Consider the following 15155-nt stretch of genomic DNA (forward strand, 5'->3'; position numbering starts at 1 on the left):
GCACACTCTATACGATTCGCCCCGCGCGACGCCATCTTAGGCTGTATCATTGCGTGGAGAGGTATCACCGCGGTCCCGTCTTCGGGTCGGCCCAGAAATCGAAGAAGTTGTACCATTGCAATGGATCGCGCAAGCAATGGTGTTCCAGCCGCTGCGCGTAGCGCGCGGCGAGCGCGGCGAGCGCCTCGTCCTTCCCGCGTCGCGGCAACTCGATGCGCTCGGCGAAGGGCTCGAAGGTGACGCGATGGCCCTGCCCCTCGCGCAGGCAGAACAGGAGATAGACCGGGCAGCCCATCAACGCCGCCAACACGTAGGGTCCCTGCGAGAAGGCGGCGTCCCTGCCGAGGAACGGGACCCGGCTTACGCGGCCGTTGAACTCCACCGGAGTGCGGTCCCCGGCGATGGCGATCCACTCGCCACGCTCCACCCTCTCCTTGAGATCGATGGCGGTCTGCGGGCCGATGTCGGTGACCTGTATGGTGTGGTCCGCGGCGTCGGGACGGACGGAGCGGATCATCCGGTTGTAGCGGACGGCGTGCCGCGTGTGCAGCAGCACGTTGATGTCCTTCTCGAACCGGGTCCCCAGGCGGGCCCGCGACAACTCCGCGTTGCCCAGGTGCGAGACGATCAGCAGCGCCCCCCGCCCCTCCGCGGCGAGACGGCTCAGCGCCTCCGCCCCGTCAACGGCGATGGGGCCGGTGCGCTCCGGGGCGGCCCAGGCGATGAAGGTGTCGAGCGCCTTGACCGCGAAGCTCATGTGGTGACGCAGCCCGTCCCACCAGGAAGGGGCGGGCAGGCCCTTCGCCGCGTTGGCCTGCGCCAGGAAACCCAGCGAATGCTGCCGCCCCGCGGCGTTGGTCGCATAGAAGTAGCTCACCACCGGCCATAGGAGCGCGATGCAGCCCGGCCGGCCGAGCAGCCGGTAGACCAGCGTCACCAGCCTCATGCCCCACCAGGCGCCCCGCTCCCCCACGGTCGACCAGTGCGCGTCGGCTCCCCTTCCTGGCGGGCGGTTGCGCAACACCGAGGGCAGGCGCAGCAGCATGGTCAGCACGAGGCGCGTGTGCATGCGCGTCAGCAGCACGTTGTCCCGCAGGAGGTTGAAGTTGGAGGTGTTTCCCTCGGGATAGACGACCCGCACGGGGATGTGGATCAGCGGAACGCCACGCCAGAACAGGCGAACGACGATTTCCGGGTCGAAGTCCATGCGGGTGCCGATCCGCTCGCTGTCCAGCACCGCCATGGTGGGGGCCAGCGGGTAGACGCGGAAGCCGCACATGCTGTCCTTCACCCGCAGCGACAGCGTCTCCACCCAAATCCACACATGGGTGGCCCAGCGCGCGATCAGCCGCGAGCGGGGGACGGAGTGGTCATAGACCGGCCGACCGCTGACCAGCGCATTGGGATGCGCCGCCGCGGTGGACAAGAGGTCGGCAACGGCCGCAAGGTCATGCTGCCCGTCGGCGTCCACCTGCACCGCGTGGGTGAAACCGCGCTCATGAGCGCGCCGGAGGCCGGCCATGACGGCGCCGCCCTTGCCCCGGTTCACCTCCAGCCGTTGCACCTCGACCCCGTCCGCAGGGGCGTGCAGCGCCGCGATGGCGGTGCGGGCAGGCTCACCGCTGCCGTCATCGATCAGAATGACCTCCAGCCCATGCCCTCGCAGCGCCGCGACGATTCCGCCGAGCGCCGTGTGGTGGTTGTGGCTGGGGATGATGGCGCAGGCCCGGATGCTCATGCCGTCTCCATGAGGCTTGCCGGTCGGAGAAGCGACCTCCTACCCCTGTTGCAGGAGCAACGTCAAGCGACCGAACTCAGCGGCGAGCAGCGATCTGGTCCAGCTTGGCCGCAATGTCGCGTTCGAGATTGCCAACCCAGCGGTTGTAGGCCCGCTCCACCCCGTCGTTTCTGCGCTCCATGTTCTTTGCGCTGACGTACTGGATGCGGTAGCTCCGGTTCGAGAACAACACATCGGCCTCGGCCACCCACGGCCACTTGGTGTAGGTGGCGCGGACCTGTCCATCCGCGATGTGCTGGAAATGCCAGCCGCGCTTGGCACCGGCCTCGACGATGGCGAGCTCGATGGCGTTCAGCGGCAGAGCTTGCGCCCCAGGGGGCACAGCGTGTTCCTGAGTCGTCGTGATCGGTCGTGTCTGGCAGGCGGCCAGAAAGAGAATGGCGGCGGCCGCCAGAATGTTGCGCACAGGCCGGTCCTTTTCGGTGTGGCGAAGGTGCGGCATACTTCCTTTTCGGGTGATCCCCGTCAATGCCCATACTTAAGATTTCAGTTTTTCTCTCCCTGCGCTTCACGTATACGCTCGCCTGAGTGGCAACAGCTTGCGTGAACACGCATGCGACGGCCGATTCACGAACCGAAGGAACCGCAGGGATGCGAAAGGCCGCGCTGGGGGCTCTGATTGCAGCAAGTTTGCTGGGCGCTTGCTCAACGCATCAGGTGCCGATGACTTACAGTCCGGCTGCCGTGCAGAAACCACCGTTGGCGAAGCCGGAGGTCGAGGTGCTCACCGTCACCGACGCGCGCAAGTACACCGGCAAACATCTGGGCGCGATCCGCGGCGGCTATGGCAACGCCTTGAAGACCATCGAAGCGTCAGGCCCGGTCAAGGACGTGGTGCACAAGGCTTTCGAGGACGCTCTCAAGGCACGCGGCCTTCTCGCCGCCAGCAATGGCGGAAGCTACGGTCTGGACATCACGGTCGAGAAGCTCGATTGTAGTCAGTTGGTCCGCAAGGAGGCGCACGCGCGGTTCCGTGTCGCGGTCCTGGATAAGAACACGGGCCAGCCGGTCTACAGCAAGGTCGTGGAAGACAACCGCGAGGATACGGGAAACCCGTTCGCGACCGGCGTCTTCGGCTCGGTGGATGAGCTGACCAAAATGACCAACGACAGCATGCAGGCGGCCATTGACCAAGCCCTCGACAACCCCGCCTTCCTCACCGTTGTCAGGGCACGCTGAACGACTCCGGATATGGCAACGGCCATGAATGGCGCAGCCCCGGACAAATGGCTGCGCCTCAGCAACACAGGTTTTCTTCATTTTTGAAGATGCGATCCGGCTCAGAGGAAATCCTCAAAGGTCATGGTGCTTCACGCAGGGTCCTGAGCCGGGTCCATCATTCTGTGGAAATGCCGCAAGCCGGGCCGTCTTTCCGTCCCCCGGCATGAGGTGTCGGCCTTGGCGCCGCGCCGGCACTCTTCGAGTGGCCACCGGGTGCCTCTCCCCCATCCTCCTTTCCAGAAACGCGTCATGGAATGGGCAGCGTTGAGAAGGGTCACCCCGCCACCCTTCTCAACGCATCCGGATCGTTACAGAAGATTTCGACGAAGAAGCATTGTTTCCCCGGAGAAACTTAAAGATTGTCTTATGAAAGATATCATCAATTGCAAGTAAGCGTCTTTTGGCTTTAATCTCCGCGAGCCAATTGGGGGGTTCGGGCAGGTGATCGGTCGAAGGAGTACGACGCAGTGAAGGCAGGTTTGTTGAAAAGTGGGTTGGCCCGGCTGGGCGGGGCATTCCCGATCGCGGCCCTGATCGCGGTGGCGGCTCTGGCGGGCACCGGAGCGCTGCAGAAGGCCGAGGCGGCATCGACGCTGGTCTTCTGTTCGGAAGGCAACCCGGACAATCTGGCCCCGGCGCTGGCCCGCACCAACACCAGCTTCGACGCGATCCTGCACGCCTACGACACGCTGGTGCGATTCGATGCGGAGTCGAAGAGCATCGTGCCCGCGCTGGCGGAATCCTGGACCATCTCGCCGGACGGCACCGTCTACACCTTCAAGCTGCGGTCCGGCGTGCGCTTCCACGACACGCCCGGCTACACGCCGACGCGCACGCTGACCTCCGCCGACGTGCTGTTCAGCTTCTTCCGGCAATGGCACAAGGACCATCCGTACCATTCGGTCGGAAACGGGGCCTACAACTACTTCAACGACCTCTCCATGGGGTCGATCCTGAAGTCGATCGAGGCGGTGGACGACCTGACGGTGCGCTTCACCCTCAACCGGCCGCAGGCGCCCTTCCTGGCCAACCTGTCGATGGTCTTCGCCGCCATCACCTCGGCGGAATACGCCGACACCATGACCAAGCGCGGCACGCCGGAGCTGTTCGACCTGGAGCCGGTGGGAACCGGCGCCTTCCAGCTTCTCTCCTACCAGAAGGACAATCTGCTCCAGTACAAGGCGTTCGAGGGGCATTGGGCCGGGCGCCCGCCGCTTGACAACTTGGTCTTCGCCATCACTCCCAACGCCACGGTCCGGCTGAACCGGCTGCAGGCCGGCGAATGCCACGTCATGCCCTATCCCAACCTGACCGACCTGCCGAAGATCCGGAACAGCCCGTCGCTGACCCTGCTGCGGCAGGAGGGCTACAACGTCGCCTTCCTCACCTTCAACGTGGAACGGAAGCCGCTGGACGACGTGCGGGTGCGCCGGGCGCTCAGCATGGCCATCGACAAGGAAACGCTGGTGGACGCGCTCTACGGCGACACCGGGCGCACGGCGAAGAATCCGTTGCCGCCGACGAGCTGGGGCTACAACGACGCCATCGCGGACATTCCCTACGACCCCAAGGGGGCGAGCCAGCTCCTGGCCGAGGCCGGCTACGCCAACGGCTTCGAGATCGAGCTGTGGCACATGCCGGTGGCCCGGCCCTACATGCCCGCCGGCAAGCGGGCGGCGGAAATGATGGCCAACGATCTGGCCCAGGTCGGCGTCAAGGCCACCTTGGTGACCGACGACTGGTCGGTCTACATGAAGCGGCTGATGAACGGCGACCACCAGCTGGGCATGATCGGCTGGACCGGCGACAACAGCGACCCGGACAATTTCCTCTACACGCTGCTGAGCTGCGAGGGAGCCCGCAAGGGCGGCGGCAACATGGGCAAATGGTGCGACCGCAGCTTCGACGACGTCATCATCGAGGCCAAGCAGACCACCGACGTCGCCAAGCGCACCGCCCTGTATCATCGGGCGCAGGAGATCTTCAAGGATCAGGCGCCATGGCTGCCGCTGGCCCATTCCATGGTGTTCATGGTGCTGCGCGAGGAGGTGACGGGCTATCGGATGAATCCCTTCGGCCTGCACCTGTTCCACCACGTCGATCTCGCCCAGTGAGCGGCGGCGCGCGGTGATGACCCGCACCAACATCGCCCAGCGGATCGCCGCGGTCGGCGGCATGCCGGTGCTGGTGGCGGCGGCCATCGCCATCGTCGCGTGGTTCCTGCTCCAGCAATCCGACCGCGCCAACGGTTCGGTGGTCACCGCCGGCACGATCTACCGCGAACTGCTGGGGGCGGAGGCGGCGCGCTCCGACTATCTGAACACCGCGGCCAGCCGGCGGGCGGCGCAGGCCGTCCGTTTCGATGCCCACACCGGCGAGGCGCGCCGCCAGCTGGACGCCCTGGCCGACGCCACCGAGGACGATGCGCTGGAAAGCGCCGTCAGCGAGACGCGGCGGGTTCTGGACCGCTACGCCACGCAGATGGAGGAGCTGAAGGCGGTCACCGAGCGGAACGACGCCCTGATCGGCGCCATGGCCCAGCAGGCGGCCCGGCTGATCGACATCACCGACGCCGCCCGCCAGCGCCAGAACCTCGCCAACCTCGGCTATGCCGAGACGGTGGCGGACTCCGACCGCCGCCTGACCCTGCACCGCGACGTGCTGGACAACGCCCGCAGCATCTACGCCGCGCTGGCCGGGCTGTGGCGGCACGAGGCGGCCCGGCTGTCCCGGGAACACGGTCAGCCTCAAGGCGGCGGTGCCGCCCCCGGCACTTCCGGGACGCACGACACCGGCGTGCTGATGCTGCGCCTGAGCAACAGCGCGGAAGCGCTGGAGGACGCGCTGGAGCGGGCCGCCGCCGCGGAAGGGCGCGGGAGCCGGGGGCAGAAGCGCATCGTCGCGGCGGTCGCGCAGGTGTCCAGCGCGTTAATGGACGGCGGCGACATCCGGGACAGCGCACAGGAGCTGGAAAAGCGCATCGACCAGATCCTGAACGTCTACGGCACGGCCTACGCCGCCACGCTGAACGAGGTCACCGAACTCACCGCCCACGCCGTGTCGGCCAACGAGACCGAACAGCAGGCGCAGGGCGTGACCATCGCCGTGCTGAAGCTGGCGCACGCCACCGCCGACGCGGTGAGCCACCGGGACATCGGCGCGACCATCGCGCTGATCGCGGACGGCGCGGCGGTGGAGGAGCAGATTGAGCGGATCGCGCTGCCCCCGCTGGTGCGCGGCGGCATGATGTCCGCCGTGGCCAGCTGGCGGGACAGCCTGGACAAGGTGCGCGAGGGGCTGAGCGTCCAGGATCTGATGATCGCCCAGATGGACGCGGACGCCAAGGAGATGGCGTCGGGCGCCAGCGCGCTGAACGATACGTTCCGCAGCAACGCCGAAACCATCGGGGCCTTCCTGCGGTCCGCCCTCGTGCTCGGGGCCACCGCCGGCCTGCTGCTGGCCATCGCCGGGGCCTTCTTCGCCGCCCGCTCGATCACCCGCCCGCTGGACCGTCTGCAGAGGCAGATGGTCCATCTGGCCGGGAACCCGCTGACCGGCGCCATCGTGGACACCGGACGCCGGGACGAGGTCGGGGCCATGGCCCGCTCGGTGCAGCATTTCGTCACCGAGATCGCCCAGCGGGAAACCGCCCTGCACGAGGCCAAGAACCAGGCGGAGGAGGCGACGCGGGCGAAGTCCTCCTTCCTGGCGGTGATGAGCCACGAGATCCGCACGCCGATGAACGGCGTGACGGCGATGGCCGAGATGCTGGATCAGACCGACCTGACCGAGGAACAGCACGGCATGCTGGGGGTCATCCGGTCGTCGGCCCAGGCGCTCCTCATCATCATCAACGACATCCTCGACTTCTCCAAGATCGAGGCGGGGAAGATGGAGATCGAATCCGTCCCCTTCTCCCCCCTGGAGGTGGTCGAGGAGTCGGCGGAGCTGGTGGCCGGACGCATCGAGGAAAAGGGGCTTCAGCTGTCCGTCGACGTCGGGCCGGGTGTTCCCGACCGTCTGACCGGCGACCCGACGCGCGTGCGGCAGATCCTCATCAACCTGATGGGCAACGCCGTCAAGTTCACCGAGAAGGGCAGCGTCGCCGTAACGGTCAGCGCCGAACCGCGGTCCGGCACGGATGGCGCCGCGGATGGCCCCGCGGATGGAGGCGTGATGCTGCGCTTCGCCGTGACCGACAGCGGGATCGGCCTGACCGGGGAGCAGCGGGCCAAGCTGTTCCAGCCCTTCCAGCAGGCCGACAGCTCCACGTCGCGCCGCTTCGGCGGCACCGGGCTGGGGCTGACGATCTGCCACAAGCTGTGCACCATGATGGGGGGCGGCATCGGGGTGGACTCGGTGTTCGGCGAGGGCTCCACCTTCTGGTTCGAGCTGCCCTTCGCGGTGGCCGCCCCGACCGCCGACTGCCCGCAGCCCCGGACACCGGCGGCCCCGGCGGTGGCGGTGGACGACGCCCGCGTGGTGGCCGTCGGCTTCGACGGCGACGGGCGTCGGGCGCTGCAAGGCATCCTGGCCGCCGCCGGCATCGCCCCGCTCGGCTGGTACGATCTGACCGGAGGCCTCCAGGCGGTGACCGACACCCAGGCCGGTCCGGAGCGGCTGGTGGTGCTGGTCAACGGCGGGGTGCAATCCGAAGCCGCCATCGCCTGCTGCCGCGCCATCGTGCAGTCCCCCGCCTTCGCCGACGGTCCGGTCCCCGCGGTCATCCTGGCCGTGCCGCGGGCGCTGGCCTCCACCATGTCGGAAGCCGACCGCATCGGACTGCTGTGCGCCGTCAATCTGCCTCTGCGGCGGCGGCGGGTCTGGCTGACCATTGCGGCGGCGCTGGGCCGGGCCAGCCTGGAACGGCGGTCGGAGCCGCGGGAGCACGACGCCACCGGCTGGGAACCGCCGCCCATCGAATCCGCCATCGCGGCCGGGGCGCTGATCCTGGTGGCGGAGGACAACCCGATCAACCAGACGGTGATCCGCCGCATGCTGAACAAGCGCGGCTACGCCATCGAAATGGCCGACAACGGCGCCCGCGCCCTGGAGATGCTGCAGCCGGGACGCTATGGCCTGCTGCTGACCGACTTCCACATGCCGGAGATGGACGGCTTCGGCCTGACCCACGCCATCCGCGCCCGCGAACGGGAGCTGGCGGAGGCGTTGAGCGGGACGGGGGCGGGCGCCGGGGCGGTGGACCGGCTGCCCATCGTCGCGCTGACCGCCGACGCCCTGCCGGGCACGCAGCAGCGCTGCCTGGAGGCGGGGATGGATGGCTATCTGACGAAGCCCATCGAATCCCGGCTGCTGGCCGAAACGCTGGACCGCTTCCTGCCGCAGGCCCGCTCGCTGCGCCTGCCGGCCCGCCGGACGCCCGCCAAGCCGGAGCCGGTGGCCGTCGCCGAAGCATCCCTCGCGCCGAGTTGGGCGGACGCCGACATCGACCCGCAGATTTTCGACCTCGACCAGCTGAGCCAGAATTTCGGCCGCGACGACCCGGACGCCATGGTCTTCCTCGGTGATTTCCTGGGCATGGCGCCGGGGCTGATCCAGGCCGCCGTGACGGCGCTGGAGGCCGGAGCCGCCGGCCCGGCCCGCAACGCGGTCCACACGCTGAAGGGGGCGGCCCTGTCGATCGGGGCGGCCCGGCTGGGCCGGCTGGCCGGCGACACCCAGGACCTGCTGGACGCCGGGGACGCGGAGACCGCCGCGCTCCTCGCCAGCATGCTGGACGCCACCCTGGACGAGCTGATCACCGCGACCGCCGCGATGCGGGCGTCGCACAGTCCCGCACCGACGTTTTGAAACCGACGTCTTGAACAAGGTCAGCCCACCATGGCGGTAGATTACTCGAAGCTGAGCATCCTGATCGTCGAGGACGACAACTTCACCCGCGGCCTGATCCGCAAGGTGCTGAAGGAAATCGGCGTCCGCTCGATCCTGGAATCCTCGAACGGCAAGGACGGGCTGATGGAGGTGGTGCGCACACGCCCGGACATCGTCTTCTGCGACATCCACATGGCGCCGATGAACGGCAAGCAATTCCTCCAGGGCGTGCGCGGGATCAAGGTGAAGGACGTGGACAAGACCCCGGTGATCTTCCTGACCGGCGACGCCGACCTCAGCACCGTGCGCTTCGCCAAGGAGCACAACGTCAACGGCTATCTGGTGAAGCCGATCAGCCTCGCCAAGCTGCGCGACAGCATCGACGCGGTGGTGTCCAGCAACGTCGGCATGACGCAATGGCTGACCTGAAGCCAACCTGATTGCGCCATTGCCCCCTGAGAGGACCGCAGGACACGTCGCTCTTCAGCCATGAGCCGATAAACGCCCGGCATTTTTGGTTTTTTCGCCCCGCATGTCACAGTCCGGGGAGTGGGCGTTGTCATCTCCCCCGTGGCTGCACTTTCAAGGGAGACGACGATGGCCAAGCACACAGCGACGATTGATCCCCAGTCCCCGTGCCTGACGCTGATAAACGTTTACGGGGTCGAGCCGGGGACGCAGGCCGACCTGGCGAAGGCGCTGTCGGAAGCGACCGAAAACACCATCCGCCACCAGCCCGGCTTCCTATCGGTCAGCATCCACAGCAGCCTCGACGGGAAGACGGTCGTCAACTACGCTCAATGGGCCTCCAAGGAGCACTTCGAGGGCTTCATGAGGAAGCCCGAGACGCAGGAGCAACTGAAGATGTTCGCGGGTCTCGCGACATCGGTCGCGCCCAGCCTTTATACGGTCAGCGCCGTTCACGCGGATTAACGAAGGCATGGCGAGGCAGCAAGGCCATGAACGACCGCTCCACCGACCCGTCATTCGCCGACATCCGCCCCCGCCTCATCCGCCTCGCCTACCGGATGCTTGGATCGGTGGCGGATGCCGAGGACGTCGTTCAGGATGCCTATCTCCGCTGGCTGTCGACCGACCGTGAGACAGTCCGGCAACCGGCGGCCTTGCTGCACACCATCGTCACGCGCCTCTGCCTGAACGAACTGAAATCGGCACGGCGCCGGCGCGAAACCTACATCGGGCCGTGGCTGCCGGAACCGATCGTCGACGCGGAGGAACCGGACGCCATCGACGACATCACGCTTCCCTTGATGATCGCGCTGGAGCGTCTGTCCCCGTTGGAGCGAGCGGCCTTTCTGCTCCACGACGTGTTCGGCATGGGGTTCGACGATGTCGCCAACGCCATCGGCCGTGAAACAGCGGCCTGTCGCAAACTGGCCAGCCGGGCGCGTGACCACATTCAGGCGGCCCGCCCACGCTTCGCGGTGACGAAGGAACAAGGGCTGGAGATCGCCGCCGCCTTCTTCACCGCGTCGCGCGAGGGTGACATGGACCGGCTGCGCTTGCTTCTTGCCGATGATGTGACCGCAAGCACGGACGGCGGCGGCAAGGTGCCGGCCTCGCAGCGTCCACTGATCGGAATCGGCGAGGTGATGGCGCGACACCTCCAGCTCGCGCAGGAGTTCAAGCAGGCTCCATCGCTTCTCATACGCTACGCCGTCATCGATGGGCTCGCCGGCTTCATTTCCGTCGAAGGCGGCGGGATCGTCCAGACCACCGCCCTGCAGATCGAGCAGGGAAAGATCGTCGCGCTCTACATCACCAGAAACCCCGACAAGCTGCGGCGTGTGGACGGCGCTTCGATGCACCGGAAGGCCTCCACCGATGCGACGGCGATGCGCGTCACGGTGTGACGCCCCTGAACAACAGACGCTCAGTCCTGGGCCGTCGGCCGGATAACGATGCTGCCGACATCGACATCATCCGGTTGCTCGATGGCGTAGACGACGCCGCGGGCGATCGCTTCCGGCGGGATCGAGACCGTGGCGGCCCGCTTCGCCATCGCCTCCCGGATGGCGGGGTCGGTCATGGAGGCTGCGAAATCGGTTGCAACGAAGCCCGGGGAAATCTCGGTCACCCGCAGATGCGGTCCGGCCTCCTGACGCAGGGCTTCGGTGGCGGTGCGCACCGCGTTCTTCGTCGCGGCATAGACCCCCATGGTGGGCAGGATCTTGAGGCCGGCGGTCGAAACGATGTTGATGATGTGGCCGGATTTCTGACGCTGGAACAGCGGCAGAACGGCAGCGATGCCATACAGCGTGCCGCGCAGATTGACGTCGATCATCGCGTCCCAATCCTCGACGCGGAGCGCGTCGAAGCGCGAGATCGGACCGATCCCCGCGCTGTTCACCAGGACATCGACCCTGCCGCCCCGCTCGACGGCAAGGGCGACCAGAGCTTCGAGATCGTCGCGCCGGCGAACGTCGGTCACCTTGTGAACGGCCATGCCGCCGGCCGCGGCGATCGCGCCCGACACCTCGGCCAGCGCACTGTCCCGGCGGGCGCCCAGGACCACGAACGCCCCGCGTTCGGCCAGAAGCATCGCTGTGGCGCGGCCGATGCCGCTGCTCGCGCCGGTGATGACCACGACCTTGCCGTCCATGCCCATTGCCTTTCTCCTTCGCACACGCAGTTCAGGCATGGTGCAAGATCATCTGTGAGAGAGGGTCCGTGGTTTTGTCGCGATCGTCTTGTCATGCCGCCGATCCGCTGTCGGACGTCCTGGACGTCCTTGGTCCCCGGGTCAGCCGCCTGACCCGGCTGGAGGCCGCGAACGACTGGGCGCTGGAATTCCCGGCGCTCGACCGCTTGAAGTTCGTGGCGCTGCTGAAGGGCACGAACTGGCTGATCCTCCCGGGTCATCCTCCCTGATTGATGAGCGCCGGGGATGTCTGCCTTATCGGACGGATACCCTACGCCGTCGCCAGCGATCCGGCCCTGCCCCGCACCGATGGCCAAAGCCTCTTCGGCATGCCCGGCCACGACACCGTTCAGCTTGGCGGAAGCGCCATGATCGCGATCGGCGGCAGCGTCTCCTTCGCCGACGGGAACGCCGCGTTCCTGCTCGACATGCTTCCGGATGCCCTGCTGATCCCGCGCTCCTCCCCCGGATCGGGCCCGGTGTCGACGATCCTCGCCTTGCTGGGGGATGAGATGGAGCGGGCCCCTCTGGGTCACGGGGTCGTGACCGCCCGCCTCGCCGACGTGCTGCTGGTGGAAGCGATCCGCGCCCATGCGGCGGGCGGCGAGGCCGTCGGGATGGGCTGGCTGGGCGCGTTGTCCGACCCCCGCCTCGGCCGGGTGCTGCGCGCCGTTCACGGCGACATCGCGCGACCGTGGACCGTGGCGCAACTCGCCGCCGTCGCCGGCATGTCGCGCGCCGCCTTCTCCGCGCAGTTCACCCGCCGGGTGGGGCAGACGCCGCTGGCCTATGTGCGGGCCTGGCGTCTCACCCTCGCGCGCGCCGCCTTGGGGCGGCACGGCGCCGACGTCGCCAGCGTCGCGAGCACGGTCGGGTACAGGTCGCAAAGCGCCTTCGGCCATGCCTTCCGCCGCTCCTTCGGCATCGCGCCCGGGGGCCGGCGCCACGGCGGGAGCCGGCCGCGCGCCGACGGATGAGGCCGGGGGTCGTCAACGCCCGATCATCGGCTTCAGCCAAGGCGAAGAGGCGAACACGTCCGTGAAATAGCCCTGGGTGAGGATGCCACGGCCAACCTTGTTGATGCGCGCCGGCAGCGACCCCAGCTCGCCCTTGCGGGCGACCACGAAGACGGACCGGCGGAAGCTGGCCGCCGGGAAGGGCAGCACCTTCAGCCGCCCCAGATGCTGGCGGCTTTTCACCAGCGCGGTTGGCGGAAGCAGGCTCCACCCCATCTCTTCGGCCACCATGGCCATCATGGTGTCGACGGCGTCGAAGGCGAAGCTGCGCGGGATCTCCATGCCCAGCCGGCGCAGGTGCTGGTCCACCATCCGGCCCAGGCTGCTGTCCACCGTGTTGCGGATCAGCGGCAAAGCCTGCGAGAGCGCGCGCAGCCCGGCCTCGTCGGCGACATCCGGCGCGCTGCGGGGCACCAGAAGCACGAAGGGCTCGCTGAGCAGCCGGAAGCTGTCCACCTGATCCAGGTCGTCGAAGGACTCGTTGGTGAAGATCACGTCCAGGCGCCGGGCCATGAACTGCTCCCGCAGCTGGCGGCTGAGGCCCGCCGCGATGCTGAAGGACGGCACGCTGTCGCGGAGCTGCTGGAGCAACCGCGGCATGAAGGGGGCGGCCAGCGTGTCGATGCAGCCGAGCCTCAGCTCCGGCACGAAGAGCGCATCCTTGCCGCCGATCACCGCCGGCAACTGGCGGGCGTCGCCGAGGATCCGTTTGCTCCAGTGCCACAGCCGGTGGCCGGAGGCGGTCAGCGCCATCGGCCGGATGCTCCGGTCGAAGAGCTGGGTGGCGAAGGCGGTTTCCAGTTGACGCACCACGTGCGACACGGCCGACTGGGTCAGCCCCAGCTGGCCCGCCGCGCGGGTCATGTTGCCCAGCTCCGCCACCGTCACGAACACTTCAAGGGAATCCAGGTCAAAGTCGCGGTGGCGCATGGCGGTGCCGGGTTCCGTCGGTCGGTGGGTGCGGTGGTGCCCGAGGGGTGCCGCATTATGAATCCAATTCATCCTGACCATGAAAGTCCTTTCTTGGCCTGACGGAGGACGATGGTCGCTGGCAGCCTCGCCGGATCGTCCGCCCATCCGCGCGAGGTTCCGCCATGACCACCTCTCCCTCCGCCCCTCCCGCTGCCCCTCCCGCTGCCCGGCTCATCGGCCATTGGCTGGCCGGTCTGGAACGGGCCGGCATCCCCGAGGAGGCCGCCGCGGTCGGCCGCGGCTGCATCATCGACACGCTGGGCGTGGCGCTGGCCGGTGCCGGCGCCGATGCCGATGCCGCCCGCATGGCGCGGGAGGAAGCGCTGGACATTTACGCCACCGGTCCATGCACCCTGCTGGGGGGCGGGCGGCGGTGCGCCGAAGGGGCCGCCTTCGCGAACACCGCCGCCGCCCACGCGCTGGATTTCGACGACAATTGCTACGCCGGCTTCGTCCATGGCTCCGCCGTGGTGGTGCCGACCGCCCTGGCCGCGGTGGAGGCCGTCGGCGGAACAGGGGCCGATCTGCTGACCGCGGTGGTGGCCGGGGCGGAGGCGGAATACGCGCTGGCCATCGCCCTCGGCAACGGCGTGTACGAAGCCGGCTGGTGGACCACCGCGCTGTTCGGCACCGTCGGTGCCGCGGCGGCGGCGGCCAAGGCCTTCCGGCTGGACGGCGACCGGGCCGCCGATGCCATCGCCTTCGCGCTCTGCGGGACCGGCGGCCTACGGGCCTGCTTCGGCACGGGCGCCAAGCCGCTGCTGGCCGCCCAGGCCGCCGCGAACGGGCTGCGCGCGGTGCGCTTGGCGATGCGCGGCGGGACCGTGCCGCACGGCGTGGTCGAGGACCCGCGCGGCTTCGCCCGGTTGATGGCGCAGGGCCGTTTCGACGCCATGGCGCTGGACGAGCTGGGCCGGCGGTGGCACCTGCTCGACCCCGGCATCGACACTAAGGCCTATCCGGTCTGCCTCTCCTCGCACGCCGCGGCCGACGCGGTGCGCGACCTGATGGCGGAGCACCGGCTGGACCCGTCGGACATCGCGGCGGTGCGCTGCGTCGTGCCGCCGGTGGTGGCCGCCAACCTCACCTACGATCGCCCCGCCACCCCCGGCGAAGCCCGCTTCAGCCTGCCCTTCGCGGTGGCCTGCGTGATGCTGCACGGCGACCTGACGCTGGATCATCTGACCGGGCCGACGCTGACCGACCCGCGCCTGCGCGCGGCGATGGAGCGCGTCAGCCTGCGGCCCGATCCCGGCTGGAACGCCGATCCCGACCGGGCGCGGCTGGCCCCGGAAGGCGCCGACGTGACGGTGGAGATCCGAACGGGGCAAAGCGTCCGCCGCTTCTGCGCCTCGGCGCGTGGCACCGTCGCCCGCCCCCTGTCGATGGAGGCCCACACCGCGAAGTTCCTCGCCTGCGCCGCCCGCGCCATCGGACCCGCGGCGGCGCAACGGCTCCACCGGCGCCTGCTGGCGATCGACGCCCTGCCCGGCCTGGGCGGATTGCTGGATGGGGTGCTGGACGGCGGTACGGACTGATCCCCACTCCGATACCATACGGGTGCATTCATGGTGCCGACAAAAAACATTCATGGTACGGGACAAGCGCCGACGAGTGAGCCTAATTTTTAGGCATGATTATCGGCGGGACGAAC

The 15155-nt window shown here is 68.2% G+C and carries 11 protein-coding genes and 1 pseudogene; 8 read left to right on the plus strand and 4 right to left on the minus strand.

The genetic code is table 11. The features are described from left to right. Window positions 1-64: 64 nt before the first annotated feature. Window positions 65-1738: a glycosyltransferase family 2 protein gene (locus ABAZ39_RS10555; RefSeq protein ID WP_038529217.1), complete on the minus strand. Its 1674-nt coding sequence runs from the start codon at window positions 1736-1738 to the stop codon at window positions 65-67. A gap of 76 nt (window positions 1739-1814) precedes the next feature. Continuing rightward, entirely contained in the window at window positions 1815-2204 is a 390-nt protein-coding gene (locus tag ABAZ39_RS10560) for a hypothetical protein (RefSeq protein WP_144243502.1), read from the minus strand. Between the two features lie 185 nt (window positions 2205-2389). Here ABAZ39_RS10560 and ABAZ39_RS10565 point away from each other — a divergent pair, with 185 nt between their 5' ends. The 6 genes from ABAZ39_RS10565 to ABAZ39_RS10590 all read left to right on the plus strand — a co-directional run bounded on the left by ABAZ39_RS10565 (window position 2390) and on the right by ABAZ39_RS10590 (window position 10725). Beyond that, window positions 2390-2977 carry a YajG family lipoprotein gene (locus tag ABAZ39_RS10565; protein ID WP_081862956.1) on the plus strand — a complete coding sequence of 196 codons (588 nt, stop codon included), beginning with the start codon at window positions 2390-2392 and terminating at the stop codon, window positions 2975-2977. Between the two features lie 509 nt (window positions 2978-3486). Beyond that, complete coding sequence (locus ABAZ39_RS10570) at window positions 3487-5133, plus strand: ABC transporter substrate-binding protein (RefSeq protein ID WP_247881569.1); 1647 nt, start codon at window positions 3487-3489, stop codon at window positions 5131-5133. Window positions 5134-5149: 16 nt separating this feature from the next. Next, the gene (locus ABAZ39_RS32960) at window positions 5150-8830 is read left to right on the plus strand and encodes a hybrid sensor histidine kinase/response regulator (protein WP_051657941.1); all 3681 of its coding nucleotides are present in this window, start codon (window positions 5150-5152) and stop codon (window positions 8828-8830) included. A gap of 30 nt (window positions 8831-8860) precedes the next feature. Further along, a complete protein-coding gene (locus ABAZ39_RS10580) occupies window positions 8861-9280 on the plus strand; it encodes a response regulator (protein ID WP_038529223.1) in 420 nt (139 codons plus the stop codon). 168 nt (window positions 9281-9448) lie between these two features. Continuing rightward, window positions 9449-9784 (plus strand): antibiotic biosynthesis monooxygenase family protein, encoded by a 336-nt coding sequence (locus ABAZ39_RS10585; protein ID WP_038529225.1) that lies wholly within the window; start codon window positions 9449-9451, stop codon window positions 9782-9784. A 26-nt stretch (window positions 9785-9810) separates the two neighbouring features. Then, complete coding sequence (locus tag ABAZ39_RS10590; RefSeq protein WP_051657942.1) at window positions 9811-10725, plus strand: sigma-70 family RNA polymerase sigma factor; 915 nt, start codon at window positions 9811-9813, stop codon at window positions 10723-10725. 20 nt (window positions 10726-10745) lie between these two features. On the opposite strand, the gene ABAZ39_RS10595 is transcribed toward ABAZ39_RS10590, so the two are convergent. Beyond that, complete coding sequence (locus ABAZ39_RS10595) at window positions 10746-11480, minus strand: SDR family oxidoreductase (protein ID WP_038529227.1); 735 nt, start codon at window positions 11478-11480, stop codon at window positions 10746-10748. A gap of 62 nt (window positions 11481-11542) precedes the next feature. Here ABAZ39_RS10595 and ABAZ39_RS37850 point away from each other — a divergent pair. Next, window positions 11543-12490, plus strand: a pseudogene (locus ABAZ39_RS37850) (AraC family transcriptional regulator). Between the two features lie 12 nt (window positions 12491-12502). Here the strand turns inward: ABAZ39_RS37850 and ABAZ39_RS10605 are convergent. Then, the gene (locus tag ABAZ39_RS10605; protein ID WP_038529229.1) at window positions 12503-13459 is read right to left on the minus strand and encodes a LysR family transcriptional regulator; all 957 of its coding nucleotides are present in this window, start codon (window positions 13457-13459) and stop codon (window positions 12503-12505) included. A gap of 164 nt (window positions 13460-13623) precedes the next feature. Here ABAZ39_RS10605 and ABAZ39_RS10610 point away from each other — a divergent pair, with 164 nt between their 5' ends. Continuing rightward, entirely contained in the window at window positions 13624-15039 is a 1416-nt protein-coding gene (locus tag ABAZ39_RS10610; RefSeq protein WP_051657943.1) for an MmgE/PrpD family protein, read from the plus strand. Window positions 15040-15155 lie beyond the last annotated feature (116 nt).

It is taken from the genome of Azospirillum argentinense (genome assembly GCF_000632475.1).
In the GTDB taxonomy this organism is placed as follows: Bacteria; Pseudomonadota; Alphaproteobacteria; order Azospirillales; family Azospirillaceae; genus Azospirillum; species Azospirillum baldaniorum.

Coding starts and splice junctions, on each gene's coding strand:
- ABAZ39_RS10555 (WP_038529217.1), bottom strand. CDS start 1,738: ATGAGCATCCGGGCCTGCGCCATCATCCCCAGCCACAACCACCACACG.
- ABAZ39_RS10565 (WP_081862956.1), top strand. CDS start 2,390: ATGCGAAAGGCCGCGCTGGGGGCTCTGATTGCAGCAAGTTTGCTGGGC.
- ABAZ39_RS32960 (WP_051657941.1), top strand. CDS start 5,150: ATGACCCGCACCAACATCGCCCAGCGGATCGCCGCGGTCGGCGGCATG.
- ABAZ39_RS10580 (WP_038529223.1), top strand. CDS start 8,861: ATGGCGGTAGATTACTCGAAGCTGAGCATCCTGATCGTCGAGGACGAC.
- ABAZ39_RS10585 (WP_038529225.1), top strand. CDS start 9,449: ATGGCCAAGCACACAGCGACGATTGATCCCCAGTCCCCGTGCCTGACG.
- ABAZ39_RS10590 (WP_051657942.1), top strand. CDS start 9,811: ATGAACGACCGCTCCACCGACCCGTCATTCGCCGACATCCGCCCCCGC.
- ABAZ39_RS10595 (WP_038529227.1), bottom strand. CDS start 11,480: ATGGGCATGGACGGCAAGGTCGTGGTCATCACCGGCGCGAGCAGCGGC.
- ABAZ39_RS10605 (WP_038529229.1), bottom strand. CDS start 13,459: ATGCGCCACCGCGACTTTGACCTGGATTCCCTTGAAGTGTTCGTGACG.
- ABAZ39_RS10610 (WP_051657943.1), top strand. CDS start 13,624: ATGACCACCTCTCCCTCCGCCCCTCCCGCTGCCCCTCCCGCTGCCCGG.